The sequence below is a fragment of the Achromobacter sp. LC458 genome (assembly GCF_001005835.2).
In the GTDB taxonomy this organism is placed as follows: domain Bacteria; phylum Pseudomonadota; class Gammaproteobacteria; order Burkholderiales; family Burkholderiaceae_B; genus Achromobacter; species Achromobacter spanius_B.
On the sequence record NZ_LBHW02000051.1, the window covers coordinates 1 to 18,277 of the forward strand.

Consider the following 18,277-nt stretch of genomic DNA (forward strand, 5'->3'; position numbering starts at 1 on the left):
CGCGCTCCAACCTTTGGAGAGGTCTACGGCTTGGCGCCAGCGTTTCATTCTGGCGTCGCGTACGGCTTGGGGCCAGGTGGGGGTGAAGGTGCGTTCGGCCTGCCATTTGGAGGCGAACTCTTCCAGGTTGCTCCAGAAGCCTACCGCCAGGCCCGCCAGGCCGGCGGCGCCCAGGGCGGTGGATTCGGGCACGCGGGGGCGGACGACGGGGACGCCTAGCAGGTCGGCTTGCATTTGCATCAGCAGGTCGTTGCGGGCGGCGCCGCCGTCTACGCGCAGTTCGGTCAGCGCGATGCCGCTGTCGCCGTTCATGCAGGTCAGCAATTCAGCGCTTTGCAGGGCGATGGATTCCAGTGTGGCGCGGGCGATGTGGGCGCGGGTGGTGCCGCGGGTCAGGCCGACCAGGGTGCCACGGGCGTAAGGGTCCCAGTGGGGGGCGCCCAGGCCGGCGAAAGCGGGCACCATGAAGACGTCGTCGGTGTCGGAGACGCTGGCGGCCAGGGATTCGATTTCTTCGGAACGCTGGATGATGCCCAGGCCGTCGCGCAGCCATTGGACGGCGGCGCCGGCGACGAACACGCCGCCTTCCAGCATGTAGGTGGGCTTCCACTTGCCGGCGTCGGCTTGGGGCAGGCCCCAGCCCACGGTGGACAGCAGGTGGTTCTTGGATTGCACCGGTTGGTCGCCGACGTTCATCAGCATGAAGCAGCCGGTGCCGTAGGTGTTCTTTGCCATGCCGGGCGTGAAGCAGGCCTGGCCGAAGGTGGCGGCCTGCTGGTCGCCGGCTACGCCCGCAATGGGGATCGAACCGCCCAGCCATTCGGGCAGGGCGTCGCCCACGACGGCGCTGCTGGGCGCGATCTTGGGCAGCACGCTGCGCGGGATGTTCAGCAAGGCCAGGATGTCGTCGTTCCAGTCTTGCGTGTGCAGGTCGAACAGCATGGTGCGCGACGCGTTGCTGCAATCGGTGCTGTGGACGGCGCCGCCTGTCAGTTGCCAGATCAGCCAGGTGTCGACGGTGCCGAATGCCAGTTCGCCGCGTTCGGCCATCTTGCGGGCGCCGGGCACGTGGTCCAGCAGCCAGGCAAGCTTGGTGCCGGAGAAGTAGGCGTCCACGACGAGGCCGGTGCGCGATTGCAGGAAGTCGGCGTGGCCGTCGCGGCGCAACTGGTCGCACAGCGGGGCAGTGCGGCGGTCTTGCCAGACGATGGCGCGGGCCAGCGGGCGGCCGGTGGCGCGTTCCCAGATCAGCGTGGTTTCGCGCTGGTTGGTGATGCCGATGGCGGCCACGTCGGCGGCGGTGGCGCCGGCGTTGCGCAGGGCCTCGCGGGCCACGTCCAGTTGGCTGTGCCAAATTTCGTTGGCGTCGTGTTCAACCCAGCCGGGCCGGGGGTAGTGCTGGCGGAATTCACGCTGGCCGACACCGCGGACCACGCATTCGCGGTCGAACACGATGGCTCGGGAGCTGGTCGTGCCCTGGTCCAGGGCTAGGACAAATTCATTCGTCGTCACTTTTTTTGGCGCCGTTCAGGTGTGCCCCGGCTTGCGGATCGAGGCGTCTAAAGGAAAGGGTCGAGACCATGCACATCAGCCCGATGACGATAAAGCCGGCGACGACGTCGCTGATCGCCAGCGTTTCGGCGCCGCGCAACGTCATGCTGACGTTCAGCGTCACCGCGGCCACGCCCACGCCCAGGCTGATGCCCAGTTGCTGCGCCATGGCGGCAAAGCTGCTGGCGCGGCTCATCTGGGACGGCGGGATGTCGGCATAGGTTAGCGTATTTACCCCGGTAAATTGCAGCGACCGGAAGAAGCCGCCGACAAGCAAAATGGCGATCATCAGCCACACCGGCGTGGTGGGCGTGAAGGTGGCGCAGACCATGATGAACACGCCGGTCAACAGGGCGTTCACGGTCAGCACGCGCCGGAAACCGAAGTGGCGGACGATGGGCGTGGCCACGAATTTCATCAGCAGGGCGCCGGCGGCGCTGGCAAAGGTGATGAGGCCGGCAGAAAACGGGGTCAGGCCAAAGCCCACTTGCAGCAGCATGGCCAGCAGGAAGGGGGTGGCGCCCACCGCAAAGCGGCACAGGTTGCCGCCCAGCGTCGAGATGGCAAAGGTGGGAATCCGCATCAAGGACAGGTCGATGATGGGGTGGTCGATGCGCCGGGCGTGCCAGGCGTACAGAAAACCGCATGCGGCGCCCACGGCGATCAGGCCCAGCAACATGGGCAGCGGCATGATGTCGCGGCCGATGGCTTCAAAGCCGCTGACCAGCGCGGCCAGGCACACCGCGCTGAGCAGAAAGCCCAGCCAGTCCAGCCGCGGGGCGGATGCTTCCTTGATTTCAGATACATAGCGCAGCACCAGCGCAATACCCAGCACGCCGATGGGGATGTTGATCAGAAAAATCCAGTGCCACGACATATAGGTGACCATGAAGCCGCCCAGCGGCGGGCCGATCACCGGACCCAGCAGGGCCGGGATGGACAGGAATGACATGGCCTTGAGCAGGTCTTGCTTGGGCACGGTACGCAGCAGGATGATGCGACCCACGGGCACCATCATGGCGCCGGCCATCCCCTGGACGATGCGGGCCACGACCAGCTGGGGCAGGTCCTGCGACAGGGCGCAGGCAACGGAACTCAGCGTGAACAGCCCGATGGCGGCCACAAATACGCGGCGCGCGCCGTAGCGGTCGGCCGCCCAGCCGCTGACGGGCACGAACACGGCCACCGAGAGCAGGTAGGACGTAATGGCCACGTTCAGCCGCACGGGGGTGGAGCCCAAGGCGCGGGCCATGGCGGGCAGGGCGGTAGCCACCACGGTGGCGTCCAGCATCTGCATGAACAGCGCGCAGCCGACAATGAAGGGAATCATGCGCGCTGCGCGCACCGCATCCGGGGTTGAGGGGGGTGCGGGATTGGCTGCGGCGACGGATTCGGCTGACATGGCGGAGGGGGGCGTTGGGTGCCTGACGATTGTAACGCCGGGGAATTGGCCCGGCGTGAAGTAAACTCGTCGGATCTGCAACCTACTGAAATTGGCGTCATGGCGACCAACTACGAATCCGAGATCACTCTTTTCCTGAAAGACTTCAAGCAGTCGCACCCTGGCACGGAAGAACGCCAGCGTGAAGGCCGCGCCCGTCTTTGGGACAAACCGCAAGATCCGGAACTGCTCGAAGGCTTCCGCGCGGCCCGCGTGCCGCAAAAACCGTACGTGTATTCGGCAGACTGATTCCCGTTGCGGCAGACATGTCCCGTAACCCTTCAGTCCCTGGCGAGGCACTGGCCAAGCTAGTGGAACCGCCTGTGGACAGCACGCCAGACACCGTCGACAGCGTGGCGTTCGCGCGCCTGTACGGCGAGCCGCTGTTTCAGATGCCGACGGATCTGTACATTCCGCCGGACGCGCTGGAGGTGTTTCTTGAGGCGTTCGAAGGGCCGCTGGACCTGTTGCTGTACCTGATCCGCAAGCAGAACTTCAACGTTCTGGACATCCCGATGGCGGATGTCACGCGGCAGTACCTGTCTTATGTGGACCAGATCCGCATCACCAATCTAGAGCTGGCCGCCGAATATCTGCTGATGGCGGCCATGCTGATCGAGATCAAGTCGCGCATGCTGCTGCCGGTCAAGAAGACCGACACCGGCGAAGAGCCCGAAGACCCGCGCGCCGAACTCGTGCGTCGCCTGCTTGAATACGAGCAGATGAAGCTGGCCGCGCAAAAGCTGGACAAGCTGCCGCAACTGGGCCGCGATTTTGTCAGCAGCCAGGCCGTGGCCGACCTTAGCGTTGAACGCATGATGCCCGAGGTCAGCGTGGACGATCTGCGCCTGGCCTGGGCCGACATCATGAAGCGGGCCAAGCTGAACCAGCACCACCACATCACGCGTGAACAGCTGTCGGTGCGCGACCACATGACGCATATCCTGCGGCGCCTGAACGATGTGCGCTTCATGGAATTTGGCGACCTGTTCATGGAGCGCGTCCGCGAAGGCGCGCCGGCGGCTGTCGTCGTCGTGCATTTCATCGCCATGCTGGAACTGGCTCGCGAATCCCTGCTGGAAATCACGCAGGCCGAGCCTTATGCGCCCATCTATGTCCGCCTGGCTTATACCAGCGTGGCGGCGGTCGCGGCCTGATCCTGACCGGGCTGCCCCCAACCCCGGAGAGTTCCCTTGAAAGTCGTACACACCATCCAGGAATTGCGCGATCACCTGCGCGGCCAGAACCGCGTGTCGTTCGTGCCCACGATGGGCAATCTGCACGAAGGCCACCTGTCGCTGATGAAGCTGGCCCGCCAGCATGGCGACCCCGTCGTCGCCAGCATCTTCGTGAACCGGCTGCAATTCGGTCCGAACGAGGACTTCGACCAATACCCGCGCACGCTGGCGGCTGATATTGAAAAGCTGGAGCAGGCGCGCGACGTCTACGTGCTGTTCGCGCCGAATGAGCGCGAGATGTATCCCGAGCCGCAGAACTACCGTGTGCAGCCGCCGGACGATCTGGGCGACATCCTGGAAGGCGAGTTCCGTCCGGGCTTCTTCGAGGGCGTCAGCACGGTGGTGCTCAAGCTGTTCTCGTGCGTGCAGCCGCGCGTGGCCGTCTTCGGCAAGAAGGACTACCAACAGCTGATGGTCGTGCGCAATATGTGCCGCCAGTTTCAGCTGCCGGTCGAGGTGCTGGCCCATGAAACGGTGCGCGCGGATGACGGCCTGGCGCTGTCCTCGCGCAACCGCTACCTGACTCCGGAAGAACGCGCCGAAGCGCCCGCGCTGTATGCGGGCTTGCAGAAGATCGGCCAGCGTCTGACGCAGGGCGAGCGCAATGCCGAAGCCCTGGAGCGCGACGCCATTGACGAGCTGACCCGGCGCGGCTGGAAGGTCGATTACGTGGCCCTGCGCCGCCAGCGCGATCTGAAGCGCCCCGAGGCTGCCGACTTGCAGGCCGGCGAGCCGGTCGTGGTGCTGGCCGCCGCGAAGCTGGGCGCGACGCGTCTGATCGACAACCTGGAATTGGCCTACACGGCCTGATCCCGCATGAACAGGGTAGGGGCCGCAGATTGCGGCATCCCGACCCCTGACAGAATTGCTAGCTTTCGCCGTTATTAGGGGGAGGGCAGACTTCTTGTAATCCTACATTGCAAAAAACGAGTCGCCCCATGCGTGTTCCCCGTCCCGACCTTGATGCAGCGCTTGTCGCCTTGACGCCCCGAGAAAGGCAGATCGTCGACTATGTGGCGGCCGGCAGGCCGAACAAAGTGATCGCCATCGACCTGGGTATTTCGCTGCGCACGGCGGAAGCCCATCGCGCCCGCATCTTCGCCAAACTACATACCCGCAACGCCATGGAGCTGGCCTGCCGCCTGTGCGCGCACGGCCGTTCCGGGGCGTCGCCCATTCTTGAAGCCGCGGCAGTGGATGCGGCGTTGGCTGCCGAGCGGGGTGCCGGGGTGGGTGCTGAGCGGGGTGCTGAGCGGGGCGCGGCCACGGGTTCACGGCCCGCGCTGGGTATGGCTGGAGGCAGGCCGATGACTGGCTCTCCCACGCTGCCCGCCGACGCAAATTTGCCCATCGTCTCGCAGCCGATCATCCCCGGGATTTATTCCGCCGCCATGTTCCCCCCAATGGCGTCCAGCACGACGCTGCACGAACCGCCGCTGGGATATGGAGTCGATCCCACAGCATCTGATGACCCGACGGACGACCCGACGGATGACCCTGCGGACAATCATGATTAGGCGGCGCTGGGCCCAAAAAAACGCCGGGCCCGCGAACAAGGTGTTCGGCGGGCCCGGCGGGATCGGGTTGTTGCGTTATGCCGGCGTTACGGGCACTTGGGCGCCGCGGCCTTGGCCAACTCGTCGATCGGGTCCAGATCCGGCTGGCGGGTCAGGTTGTAGTTCAAGTTGGGCGTTTGGCCGGCGATCGAACGCACGCGTAGCACGTTGTTGGCGGCCACCACGAACTCGGCGCGGACGTTACCGTTGCCGTCCATCATGATGACGCGCGGCGGGCGTTCGTCGGTGGCGTCCCAGCAACCCTGTTCGGTTACGGCGGGGCCCTTGTTCGGGTCGTTTTCCAGGTAGGCCGTGCGGCCACGCCAACGGCCGTTGGGCGCCAGGGTCAACGTCACGCGCTGCGCCGTGCATTGCATGGCGGGCGAGAAACACGGCAACGTGCCCATGTAGGTCTGCGGCTGTGGCACCAGGCTGTGGGCCGCGGCATTGGGCGGGGCAGCCGGGGCGGGCGTGGAAGCGGCAACGGCGGCGCTGTTGTCGGCGCCTTCCGGAACGGGCTGGCCGTCTTCCGTGGTCTGGCCACCGGCAGCGGCTTGCGCGGCTTGGTTCTGGGGTTTGCGGGCGTCGGGCTTCAGGGCGATTTGCACTTGCGACGGCGCGCGGATGACGCTGCGGTAGCCGGCGCCCGATCCCTGGTACTGGGCATCGGTCACCGTGCTTTCAGCCGGGGGGTCGTAATAGCCTTCGGTTTTTTGCTGGGCGCAGCCTGCCGCACCTAGTGCGGTACCGGCCAGCAGCAGCCCCATGACGCTGAGTTTGCGGGATCGGGTAACGATGTCGACGCGGGCGGTCATGGCAGCTTATCCGTGAATTGAGTCTGTCTCCGATTTTACGCACTTATGCGAAGATTCGATACGTTCCCTTAGCCACTCTTGGGTGTAGTCAGCACTTTATGCACAATAAACGACACGGCCGCCGTTTTGCTGTCGGCCTTTTGGCCGACGGACGGGTCGCGGGATCTGGCGCTGGGTCTGGCGCGCGCCTTCGTCGCGGGCGGGCATGAACGTGCTGCGACACGCTTTCGATATTCCCTTGGGCGCCTTCATTGCGCTGGCCGCGTTGGCGGGCTTGTTCGTCGGCAATTGGCTGACCGTGCTGACCTATCGGCTGCCTCGCATGATGGAACGCGAATGGCAGGCGCAATGCCTGGACGCGGTGGGCCGGGCGCGGCCCGACAGCCCCGACGGTCTGTTCCATCCGGCATCGCATTGCCCTGCCTGCAACGCGCCGGTGCGTGGCTGGAGGCGGCTGCCGGTGTTGGGCTGGCTCTTGCTGCGGGGCCGCTGCGCCGAGTGCGATGCCGTGATTGCGTGGCGCTACCCCGCCATTGAATTGCTGACCTGCCTGGTGTTCGCCGCCTGCGCCTGGCGCTACGGCGCCACGCCCGTCGCCTTGTGCGCCATGGGCTTGTCGGCCATGCTGATCGCCTTGGGCTGGATCGATTTTGAAACCACGCTGCTGCCTGATGTGCTGACGCAGCCGCTGGTCTGGGCCGGCCTGCTCGTCAACCTGTTCGGCACCTTCACCACGTTGCCGCTGGCGGTGATCGGCGCGGTGGCCGGCTATGTGTTCCTGTGGGTTATCTTCCATCTGTTCCGGCTGCTGACCGGGCGCGAAGGCATGGGCTATGGCGACTTCAAATTGCTGGCCGCGCTGGGCGCCTGGTTTGGCGCCGAGTCGCTGCCGATGCTGTTGCTGGCGGCCTCGTTGGTGGGCGTGTTGATCGGCGGCGCGCTCACGCTCAGCGGTCGCGCGGGCCGGGGGCAGCCGCTGCCTTTCGGACCCTACCTGGCATTGGCCGGTATCGTGATGTTGCTGTTGGGTGGCGACGAGGGCTTGTGGTTGTTGATGCGCCAGGCGTGAGCCGGCGGGAAAGGATAGGCATCATGTTCAAGATTGGGCTGACGGGTGGCATCGGGTCGGGCAAGTCCCGCGTGGCCGACATGCTGGCGGACTGGGGCGCAACGCTGGTCGACACCGATGAAATCGCGCGCGCGCTGACCGCCGCGAATGGCGCGGCCATGCCCGCCATCGCGACCGAGTTCGGCGCCGATGCGTTGACCCCGGACGGTGCGCTGAACCGCGACTGGATGCGCGAGCGCGCCTTCGCCGACCCCGCCGTGCGGCAGCGGCTTGAAGCCGTGCTGCATCCCATCATCTCCGAAGAAACACGGCGCCAGGCGGCGGCCGCGACCGGATCGTATCTGGTCTTTGTGGTGCCGCTTTTGGTGGAGTCCTTACAGCGGTGGCGCGGGCGCGTTGACCGCATCTGCGTGGTGGACTGCGACCCCGACACACAGGTGGCTCGCGTGCAGGCTCGCAGCGGGCTGACGCAGCCCGCCATCAGGCGTATTATGGCGGCACAGGCTGCGCGGCAAGTCCGCCTGGAGTCCGCTGACGACGTCATCATCAACGACGGCGCCACAACACCCGAGCAATTGCGCGCGCAGGCAAAGACCTTGCATGACCGCTGGCTTGCGCTGGCGACCACCCAGGGCCGGTAAGCGCAAGCGGGCCGGCACCCTTTCACATCCCGGCCGGCTGGCTGACCACTGATGGGCCTGTAAAAAAGCGTGATTGTTTACGAATACCCCTTCAATGAGCGCATCCGCGCCTACCTGCGATTGGAATACCTGTTCGACAGGTTGTTCTTCTTTGCTCAGGCAGGGGATTCACGCCAACATCAGGTTGCCGTTACTTCTCTTTTCGATTTGCTTGACGCCTGCGAACGCACGGACGTGAAAGGCGCCGTGCTGCAAGACCTTGAACGCCAGCGCATGGCGCTGGTGGGTCTGCGCGATCACCCCGGCGTGGCGCAGGATGCGCTGGAAGCCATGCTGCGCGAACTGGAAAAAGTGGCCACGGCATTGGCCGCGCCCGGCAAAACCGGCCAGTCGCTGCGCGAAAACGAATGGTTGACCAGCCTGCGTGGTCGCTTGTCCGTGCCGGGCAGCGCCACGCAGGTCGACATGCCGTCCTACTTTGCCTGGCAGAACAAATCCGAAGCCGCCCGCCTTGCGGACCTTCAGGCCTGGATCTCACCGTTTCTTGCCCTGTACGACGGGCTGACGATGGCGTTGCGGCTGCTGCGCGAGTCCGGCCGCAAGACCGACATCGTGGCCGAGCAGGGCGCCTACCAGCAGATGCTGGGCGGCAAGCAGTTTCATCTGCTGCGCGTGTGGGTCGACCCCGAGCAAGGCGTGTTTCCCGAGATCAGTGCCAATAAGTACATGATCTGGATACGTTTTTCCACGCAAGACGGCGAATTCAAGCCCCAGCAGGTGGCCCGCGACGTCGCCTTCCAGATGACGTTGTGCAGCTCGTAGGCTGCTGCCTTGCCCGCCCACGGCCGCTGCAAGGCTGATTCTTGTTGCGGCCAGTTTCAACTGGCGCCCGCGATGCGCGAAACGGAACCCGACTAGTAGACAATACGGCTTTCTGCATTAGTGCCGGAACCGTTTCCATGTCCGAAAGTCGTCCTGTTTCCCCACCGTCCCGCTGGACCCGCCGCCGCATTGGCGGCTTGGTCGTGTTGCTGCTGGTGGTTGCCGGTATTTCCTGGCTGGTGCTGCGGCCCGCTGCCAAGCAGGGCGGTCCGGCCGGCGCGCGAGGCCCGGGCGGCGGCCGGCCCCCCGCGGCCGCGATGGCCAATCTGCCCGTCCCGGTGCGCATCGCCACCGCCACCAAGCAGGACATCGACATCTACCTGAAGTCCCTGGGCACCGTCACCGCGTACAACACGGTCACGGTGCGCAGCCGCGTCAGCGGCGAACTGGTCGACGTGAAATTCCAGGAAGGCCAGCAAGTGAAGGCCGGCGATGTGCTGGCGCAAGTCGACCCGCGCGCCTTCCAGGTGGCGCTGGACCAGGCGCGCGGCACGCAGATGCAGAATCTGGCCCAGCTTGAAAACGCGCGGCGCGACCTGCAACGCTATCAAGCCCTGTTCAAGCAGGACTCCATCGCCAAGCAGCAGGTCGACACCCAGGCCGCGCTGGTGCGCCAATACGAAGGCACCGTCAAAAGCGACCAGGCCAACGTGGACAACGCCAAGTTGCAGCTGGATTACGCCCGCATCACCGCGCCCATCAGCGGCCGGCTGGGCCTGCGCCAGGTGGACCGGGGCAATCTGGTGTCCAGCTCCGATACCAATGGGCTGGTTGTCATTACCCAGACCCAGCCCATCTCCGTCGTCTTCACGCTGCCGGAAACCCAGCTGCCCGAAGTGCGTGGCGAAATCGCGGCCGGCCGAACCTTGGCCGTTGACGCGTACGACCGCGCCGACACGCGCCGTATCGCCACCGGCGTGCTGGAAACGCTGGACAACCAGATCGACGTCACCACCGGCACCTTGAAACTGAAGGCCAGGTTTGAAAACGCGGACGACGCGCTGTTCCCGAACCAGTTCGTCAACGTGCGCCTGCACGTGCTGACGCGCAAGGACGTCACCGCCGTCCCCACCGCCGCCATCCAGCAAGGCTCGGCCGGCGCCTTTGTGTTCCTGGTGCAGCCGGACAACACCATCGCCGTGCGCCAGGTCAAGCTGGGCGCCATCAACAACGGCATGGTCGCCGTGAACGAAGGGCTGCAACCGGGCGACCGCGTCGTCACCGAAGGCACCGACCGCCTGCGCGCCGGGGCCAAGGTTGAAATCGTGGGCGGCGCCGAAGTCATTCCCGCCACCCGCGACAAGACGCTGGGCGCGGGCGCCCCTGCCGGCACCACGCCGCCGTCCAAATAAGCCGAGCGCATCGTGAGTCCGTCGCGTCTGTTCATCCTGCGCCCCGTCGCCACCACGCTGGCGATGGTGGCCATCCTGATTGCCGGCTTCATCGCCTACCGCATGTTGCCCGTGTCGGCGCTGCCCGAGGTGGACTACCCGACGATCCAGGTGGTGACGCTGTACCCCGGGGCCAGCCCCGACGTGATGACCTCGCTGGTCACGTCCCCGCTGGAACGGCAGTTTGGGCAGATGCCGGGCTTGAACCAGATGTCGTCCACCAGTTCGGGCGGCGCGTCGGTCATCACCATGCAGTTCAACCTGACCTTGCCACTGGACGTGGCCGAGCAGCAGGTGCAGGCCGCCATCAACGCGGCATCCAACCTGCTGCCCAGCGACCTGCCGGTGCCGCCCACGTACAACAAGGTCAACCCCGCCGATGCCGCCGTGCTGACGCTGGCGATCACATCGCCCACCATGCCCTTGCCGCAGGTGCGCGACCTGGTCGACACGCGGGTGGCGCAGAAGCTGTCGCAGATTCCCGGCGTGGGCCTGGTCAGCGTGGCGGGCGGGCAGCGCCCGGCCGTGCGCGTGCAGGTCAATCCGCAGGCGCTGGCCGCCAACGGCCTGGCCATGTCCGACCTGCGCACCGCCATCGTGGGCGCCAACGTCAATCAGCCCAAGGGCAACCTGGACGGCCCGCTGCGTTCCACCACCATCAACGCCAATGACCAGCTGAAGTCGCCCACCGACTACAACGACCTGATCATCGCCTACAAGAACAACGCGCCGCTGCGCCTGTCCGACGTGGCGCGCGCGGTCGAAGGCGCCGAAGACACGCGCCAGGCCGCATGGGCCGGCGACAAGCCCGCCATCCTGTTGAACATCCAGCGCCAGCCCGGCGCCAATGTGATCGACGTGGTCAACCGCATCCAGACACTGTTGCCGCAGCTGCGCGCCGCGCTGCCGGCCACGCTGGATGTCACCGTGGTGTCCGACCGCACGCAGACCATCCGCGATTCCGTCGAAGACGTGAAGTTTGAAATGCTGCTGGCCGTGGGGCTGGTGGTGATGGTGACCTTCGTGTTCCTGCGCAGCCTGACCGCCACGCTGATCCCCAGCGTCGTGGTGCCGCTGTCGCTGGTGGGCACGTTCGGCATCATGTACCTGGCCGGGTTCTCCATCAACAACCTGACGCTGATGGCGCTGACGATCGCCACCGGCTTCGTGGTGGACGACGCCATCGTCATGATCGAGAACATCGCGCGCCACATCGAAGAAGGCGAAACGCCGATGCAGGCGGCGCTCAAGGGGGCCTCGCAGATCGGGTTCACGCTGATCTCGCTGACGTTCTCGCTGATCGCCGTGCTGATTCCGCTGCTGTTCATGACCGAAGTCGTGGGCCGGCTGTTCCGCGAATTCGCCATCACGCTGGCGGTGTCCATCCTGATTTCACTGGTGGTGTCGCTGACCCTGACGCCGATGATGTGCGCACGCTTGCTGCGCGCGGAATCCGAACAGAAGCACGGGCGTTTTCACACCGCCACCGGCAACTTCATTGACCGCGTCATCGCCGGCTATGACCGGATGCTGCAAGTGGTGCTGCGCCATCAGCCGCTGACCTTGCTGGTGGCGCTGGGCACGTTCGCGCTGACTGTGGTGCTGTACATGGTGGTGCCCAAGGGCTTTTTCCCGCAGCAGGACACCGGGCTGATCCAGGCCATCACGCAGGCGCCGCAATCCATTTCGTTTCCGGCCATGGCCGAACGCCAGCAGGCCGCCGCGCGGCTGGTGCTGCAAGATCCGGACGTGCAGGCCGTGTCCTCGTTCATCGGTGTCGACGGCAGCAACGCCACGCTTAGCGCCGGCCGCATGCAGATTTCCCTAAAGCCGCAAGCCGAGCGCAGCGGCGATTTGCGCACGGTGATGGCGCGCTTGCAGGAATCGCTGGGCAAGCAGGACGGCCTGACCGTCTACATGCAGCCCGTGCAGGACCTGACCATCGAAGACCGCGTCAGCCGCACGCAATATCAGATGACGCTGTCCAACCCCGACCTGAAGGTACTGAGCGAATGGACGCCCAAGCTGGTGGACCGGCTGCGCCAGGTGCCGGGCCTGAAGGACGTAACGGATGACTTGCAGGACGACGGCTTGCAGACCTGGGTCGAGATCGACCGCGATGCGGCCTCGCGCCTGGGCATTACCGCCGCCGTCATCGACGAAGCGCTGTACGACGCCTTCGGCCAGCGCCTGATCTCCACGATCTTCACGCAATCGAACCAGTACCGCGTGGTGCTGGAAGTGCAGCCACAGTTCCAGATGAACCCGTCCGCGCTGGGGCAGATCCATGTGCCCACGGCCGCGGGCACGCAGGTGCCGCTGTCGTCCGTGGCGCACATCACCGAAGGGCGTACGGTGCTTGCCGTGAACCGGCTGGACCAGTTCCCGATGGTCACGGTGTCGTTCAACCTGGCGCCGGGCGCGTCCTTGTCCAACGCGGTCGAAGCCATCACCGCCGCCGAAGCCGAGATCGGCATGCCCGCCGGGGTCGAGACCCGCTTCCAGGGCGCCGCGCTGGCGTTCCAGAATTCGCTGACCAGCACGTTGTGGCTGATCCTGGCCGCCGTCGTCACCATGTACATCGTGCTGGGCGTGCTGTACGAAAGCTACATCCACCCCATTACCATCCTGTCGACCCTGCCGTCCGCCGGCGTGGGCGCCTTGCTGGCGCTGTTGATCAGCGGCACCGAGCTGGACATGATCGGCATCATTGGCATCATCCTGCTCATCGGCATCGTGAAAAAGAACGCCATCATGATGATCGACTTCGCGCTGGACGCCGAGCGCAAGCGCGGCCTGAGCCCGCGCGCGGCCATCCATGAAGCCGCGCTGCTGCGCTTCCGGCCCATCTTGATGACCACGCTTGCCGCCCTGTTCGGCGCCTTGCCGCTGATGCTGTCTTCGGGCACCGGCGCGGAATTGCGCCAGCCGCTGGGCCTGGTGATGGTGGGCGGCCTGCTGCTCAGCCAGGTGCTGACGCTGTTCACCACGCCCGTCATCTATTTGATGTTCGACCGCCTGTCGCGCCGCTGGCGTGGCGTGCGCGCGCCCGCCGCCGGGGACGCGTCATGATCATGTCGGCGCCCTTCATCGTCCGGCCGGTAGCGACCACGTTGCTTAGCGTGGCGGTTGTGATGGCGGGGCTGCTGGCGTTTTTCCTGTTGCCGGTGGCGCCCTTGCCGCAGGTGGATATCCCCACGATTTCGGTGTCGGCCAGCCTGCCGGGCGCCAGCCCCGAGACCATGGCATCCAGCGTGGCCACGCCGCTTGAGCGGTCGCTGGGCAGCATCGCGGGCGTGACTGAAATGACGTCCAGCAGCTCGCAGGGGTCTACCCGCGTGACGCTGCAATTTGATTTGTCGCGCGATATCAACGGCGCGGCGCGCGACGTGCAGGCTGCCATCAACGCGGCGCGTTCGTTGCTGCCTTCCGGCTTGCGCAGCAATCCCACGTATCACAAGTCCAACCCGTCGGACGCGCCCATCATGACCTTGGCGCTGACGTCCGACACGCTGGGCCAGGGCCAGCTGTACGACATCGCCTCCACCATCGTGGCGCAGAAGCTGGCGCAGGTGGACGGCGTGGGCGAAGTCACCGTGGGCGGCAGTTCGCTGCCGGCCGTGCGCGTCACGGTGCTGCCCGGCGCGCTGGCCAATCGCGGCGTGTCGCTGGACCAGCTGCGCAGCACGCTGGCCAACGCCAACTCGAACCGGCCCAAGGGCGTGCTGGAAAACGACCGCTACCACTGGCAGATCATGGTCAGCGACCAGCTCAGCCGCGCCGAGCAATATCGGCCGCTGATCGTGGCCTGGAAAGACGGCGCGCCGGTGCGCGTGTCGGATGTGGCCAAGGTCGAGGATTCCGTCGAAGACCTGTACCAGACCGGCTTCTACAACGACCGCAAGGCCATCCTGATGATCGTGCGTCGGCAGGCCGACGCCAACATCATCGAAGCCGTGAACGCCGTGCGCGCGCAGCTGCCCGTGTTGCAGGCGCTGATGCCGGCCGACGTGAACATGACGGTCGCGCAAGACCGCACGCCCAGCATCCGCGCGTCGCTGCACGAGGCCGAACTCACGCTGATCATCGCCGTGGGGTTGGTGGTGCTGGTGGTGCTGCTGTTCCTGCGCCGCTGGCGCGCGGCCATCATCCCCAGCGTGGCCGTGCCGGTATCGCTGATCGGCACGTTCTGCATCATGTATATGTGCGGCTTCACGCTGAACACCATTTCGCTGATGGCGCTGATCGTGGCTACCGGCTTTGTGGTGGACGACGCCATCGTGGTGCTGGAAAACATCATGCGGCATGTCGAGAACGGCATGTCGCCCATGCGGGCGGCGCTGCGCGGGTCGCGCGAAGTGGGCTTCACGGTGCTGTCCATGAGCCTGTCGCTGGTGGCGGTGTTCATCCCCATCCTGCTGATGGGCGGCGTGGTGGGGCGGCTGTTCCGCGAATTCGCCGTCACGCTGTCGGCCGCCATCATGGTGTCGCTGGTGGTGTCGTTGACGTTGACGCCCATGATGTGTGCGCGGCTGTTGCGTCCCGAGCCCAAGGACGCCAAGCCGCCCGGACGGCTCGCGCGCTGGTCCGAACGCGGCTTTGAAGCCATGCTGGACGGCTATCGCCGCAGCCTGCGCTGGGCGCTGGCGCATGGGCGCCTGATGATGCTGACGCTGGCCGTGGCCGTGGGCCTGAACGTGTACCTGTACATGGCGGTGCCCAAGGGCTTTTTCCCACAACAGGATACGGGCCAGCTGCTGGGCTTTTTCCGGGTCGACCAGGGCACCTCGTTCCAGGCCACCGTTCCCAAGCTGGACGCGCTGCGCAAGGTGGTGCTGGCGGACCCGGCGGTGCAAAGCATGACGGGGTACGCCGGCGGGCGCGGCGGCAGCAACAGCAGCTTCATGCAGATCCAGCTCAAGCCGCTGGAAGAGCGCAAGGTGTCGGCCGATGTGGTCATCAACCGGCTGCGCGGCAAACTGCAAAACATGCCGGGCGCGCGCATGTTCCTGGTGTCGCAGCAGGACATCCGCATCGGTGGGCGTCAGAGCCAGGGCTCGTACGACTACACGCTGATGTCGGGCGACCTGCAATTGCTGCGCACCTGGATGCCCAAGGTGCAGCAGGCGATGGCGAAGATTCCTGAAATCACCGACGTGGATACCGATGTCGAGGACAAGGGCCGCCAGATCAACCTGGTGATCGACCGCGAGGCCGCAACGCGGCTGGGCGTCAGCATGTCCACGATATCCACGGTGCTGAACAATTCGTTCAGCCAGCGGCAGGTGTCGGTGATGTACGGGCCGCTGAATCAGTACCACGTGGTGCTGGGGCTGGAGCCCAGGTTTGCCGAAGACATTGAATCGCTCAAGCAGGTGGAAGTCATCACGTCGACCGGCGCGCGCGTGCCGCTGCTGGCGTTTGCAAGCCTGGAAAACGGCAACGCGCCACTCAGTGTGCAGCACCAGGGTTTGTTCGTGGCGGACACGGTGTCGTTCAGCCTGGCGCCCGGCGTGTCGCTGGGCCAGGCCACCGCCGCCATCGATGCGGCCGTGGCGCGCATCGGCCTGCCGTCGGACCAGATCCAGGCGGGCTTCCAGGGCACCGCCGCCGCTTTGCAGCAAACGCTGGCGCAGCAGCCGTGGCTGATCCTGGCGGCGCTGGTCACGATGTACATCGTGCTGGGCATTTTGTACGAGAGCTTCGTGCATCCGCTGACGATCCTGTCCACCTTGCCGTCCGCCGGGCTGGGCGCGCTGCTGGCGCTGCTGCTGGTGCGGCAGGACTTCACGCTGATTGCGCTGATCGGCGTGTTCTTGTTGATCGGCATCGTGAAAAAGAACGCCATCATGATGGTGGACTTTGCGCTGGAAGCGCAGCGCGTGCAGGGCATGGCGCCGCGTGAAGCGATCTTCCAGGCGTGCGTGACGCGCTTTCGCCCCATCATGATGACGACCATGGCCGCCATCTTCGGCGCGCTGCCGCTGGTGCTGGCAACCGGCGCGGGCGTCGAGATGCGCCAGCCGCTGGGCATCACCATCGTGGGCGGCCTGGTCCTCAGCCAGATCCTGACGCTGTACACCACCCCCGTGGTCTATCTTTACCTGGACCGTTTTCGCCTGTGGGCATCGCGCTGGCGCGCCCGGCGAAATGACGCCCCTGCTTCCATAGAACCTACATGATCCGACCCAAGCCGTTTGCCGCATCCTTCCTACCCCGCAGCGCCGTCACGCTGGCGCTGTGCGCGCTGCTTGGCGCGTGCGCGGTCGGCCCTGATTACCAACGCCCCGCGCTGGATGTGGGCGCGTCCTACAAGGAAGGGCAGGGGCAAGAGCAGGTAGACGGCTGGAAGCGGGCGGAACCGCGTGACGTGGCCGACCGTGGCAAGTGGTGGCAGGTGTATGGCGACGAGACGCTCAATACGCTGGTCGAGCGCTTGAACACGTCGAACCAGACCATTGCCCAGGCCGAGGCCAATTACCGTCAAGCGCTGGGCCTGGTGCGCGCCGCGCGCGCGGGCTTCTATCCCACCGTGGGCGCCAGCGCCGGCATGTCGCGCGCGGGCGTCGGCACGGGCTCGTCATCGTCGTCAGGCAATGGCAGCAATGTGTCGAACCAGTATTCCGTGACGGGTAGCGTCAGCTGGGAACTGGACGTGTGGGGACGCGTGCGCCGCAGCACGGAATCGTCCGAGGCCAGCGCGGCGGCCAGCCTGGCCGACTTGGCCGCCACGCGCCTGAGCGCGCAGGCGGCGCTGGTGCAGACCTATCTGCAACTGCGCGTGCTGGACGAACAGAAACGTTTGCTGGACGCTACCGTGGCGGCGTATGAAAAGTCGCTGCAACTGACGCAGAACCGTTATGAAGTGGGCGTGGCGGGGCAGGCCGACATCGCCGTGGCGCGCACGCAGGTGGAAAGCACGCGCGCCCAGTCGATTGACCTGGACTGGCAGCGCGGCCAGTACGAGCACGCCATCGCCGTGTTGATGGGGCAGGCCCCGTCGCAGTTCAGCCTGCCGCCGGCGGTATTTGCCTTGCAGCTGCCGCAGATTCCGGTGGGGCTGCCGTCCGAACTGCTTGAGCGGCGGCCGGACATCGCCGCCGCCGAACGTCGCGCGGCCGCGGCCAATGCGCAGATCGGCGTGGCCGAGGCCGCGTGGTTCCCCTCGCTGATCCTGTCGGCCGACGGCGGCTTTCGCAACGGCCAGTTCGCCGACCTGCTGACGGCGCCCGCGCGCTTCTGGTCGTTGGGCCCGGCGTTGGCGCTGACCCTGTTCGATGGCGGCGCGCGCGCCGCACAAGTCGAACAGGCGCGCGCCGCCTACGACTCGCAAGCGGCGGCCTATCGCCAAGCGGCGTTGGTGGGCCTGCGCGAAGTCGAGGACTATCTGATCCAGCTGCGCGTCATGGAAAACGAACAGACCGTGCAACGCCGCGCGCTGGAGTCCGCGCGCGAGTCGTTGCGCCTGATCCAGAACCAGTACAAGGCCGGCCTGGTGGACTATCTGAGCGTGGCGGTGGTGGACGCCACCGCGCTTAACAGCGAGCGCAATGCGCTAAGCCTGTTGGGCACGCGCCTGGTGGCCAGCGTGAATTTGATTGTGGCGTTGGGTGGGGGGTGGGATGGCCTGCCAGCGGTGCAGAAGGCCGACGCGGCGCCAGCGCCCGCTTCGACGACGGCCCCCGTGAACTGA

The 18,277-nt window shown here is 66.0% G+C and carries 14 protein-coding genes; 11 read left to right on the forward strand and 3 right to left on the reverse strand.

Features of this window, described 5'->3' with window-relative positions:
• Nucleotides 1-1,512 (reverse strand): glycerol kinase GlpK (gene glpK, locus YH64_RS26810; protein ID WP_143215556.1); only part of this gene is annotated, 1,512 nt, incomplete at its 3' end.
• Nucleotides 1,499-2,881, reverse strand: a complete 1,383-nt coding sequence (locus YH64_RS26815; RefSeq protein ID WP_370512782.1) for a DHA2 family efflux MFS transporter permease subunit — start codon at nt 2,879-2,881, stop codon at nt 1,499-1,501. The genes YH64_RS26815 and glpK, both read right to left, overlap by 14 nt.
• Nucleotides 2,882-3,052: 171 nt before the next feature.
• Here YH64_RS26815 and YH64_RS26820 point away from each other — a divergent pair, with 171 nt between their 5' ends.
• From YH64_RS26820 to YH64_RS30680, 4 genes are all read left to right on the forward strand, one after another.
• Nucleotides 3,053-3,241, forward strand: a complete 189-nt coding sequence (locus YH64_RS26820) for a DUF3460 family protein (RefSeq protein WP_046807375.1) — start codon at nt 3,053-3,055, stop codon at nt 3,239-3,241.
• Between the two features lie 17 nt (nt 3,242-3,258).
• A complete protein-coding gene (locus YH64_RS26825; protein WP_046807376.1) occupies nt 3,259-4,149 on the forward strand; it encodes a ScpA family protein in 891 nt (296 codons plus the stop codon).
• Between the two features lie 36 nt (nt 4,150-4,185).
• Nucleotides 4,186-5,040 carry a pantoate--beta-alanine ligase gene (gene panC, locus YH64_RS26830; protein WP_046807377.1) on the forward strand — a complete coding sequence of 285 codons (855 nt, stop codon included), beginning with the start codon at nt 4,186-4,188 and terminating at the stop codon, nt 5,038-5,040.
• Between the two features lie 128 nt (nt 5,041-5,168).
• Nucleotides 5,169-5,747, forward strand: a complete 579-nt coding sequence (locus tag YH64_RS30680) for a response regulator transcription factor (protein ID WP_304503190.1) — start codon at nt 5,169-5,171, stop codon at nt 5,745-5,747.
• Between the two features lie 86 nt (nt 5,748-5,833).
• Here the strand turns inward: YH64_RS30680 and YH64_RS26840 are convergent, their stop codons facing one another.
• A complete protein-coding gene (locus YH64_RS26840; protein ID WP_046807378.1) occupies nt 5,834-6,601 on the reverse strand; it encodes a copper resistance protein NlpE N-terminal domain-containing protein in 768 nt (255 codons plus the stop codon).
• Nucleotides 6,602-6,806: 205 nt separating this feature from the next.
• Between YH64_RS26840 and YH64_RS26845 the strand changes: the two genes are divergently transcribed.
• From YH64_RS26845 to YH64_RS26875, 7 genes are all read left to right on the forward strand, one after another.
• Entirely contained in the window at nt 6,807-7,670 is an 864-nt protein-coding gene (locus tag YH64_RS26845) for an A24 family peptidase (protein WP_046807379.1), read from the forward strand.
• 23 nt (nt 7,671-7,693) lie between these two features.
• Nucleotides 7,694-8,311, forward strand: a complete 618-nt coding sequence (coaE, locus tag YH64_RS26850; protein WP_046807380.1) for a dephospho-CoA kinase — start codon at nt 7,694-7,696, stop codon at nt 8,309-8,311.
• A gap of 69 nt (nt 8,312-8,380) precedes the next feature.
• The gene (gene zapD / locus YH64_RS26855; protein ID WP_046807381.1) at nt 8,381-9,133 is read left to right on the forward strand and encodes a cell division protein ZapD; all 753 of its coding nucleotides are present in this window, start codon (nt 8,381-8,383) and stop codon (nt 9,131-9,133) included.
• 137 nt (nt 9,134-9,270) lie between these two features.
• Nucleotides 9,271-10,545, forward strand: coding sequence for an MdtA/MuxA family multidrug efflux RND transporter periplasmic adaptor subunit (locus tag YH64_RS26860; protein WP_046807382.1), 1,275 nt, complete (start codon nt 9,271-9,273; stop codon nt 10,543-10,545).
• 12 nt (nt 10,546-10,557) lie between these two features.
• Nucleotides 10,558-13,656 carry an MdtB/MuxB family multidrug efflux RND transporter permease subunit gene (locus YH64_RS26865; RefSeq protein WP_046807383.1) on the forward strand — a complete coding sequence of 1,033 codons (3,099 nt, stop codon included), beginning with the start codon at nt 10,558-10,560 and terminating at the stop codon, nt 13,654-13,656.
• A complete protein-coding gene (locus YH64_RS26870) occupies nt 13,653-16,766 on the forward strand; it encodes a multidrug efflux RND transporter permease subunit (protein ID WP_046807384.1) in 3,114 nt (1,037 codons plus the stop codon). Before YH64_RS26865 ends, YH64_RS26870 begins: the two co-directional genes overlap by 4 nt.
• Complete coding sequence (locus YH64_RS26875) at nt 16,763-18,277, forward strand: efflux transporter outer membrane subunit (protein WP_046807385.1); 1,515 nt, start codon at nt 16,763-16,765, stop codon at nt 18,275-18,277. Before YH64_RS26870 ends, YH64_RS26875 begins: the two co-directional genes overlap by 4 nt.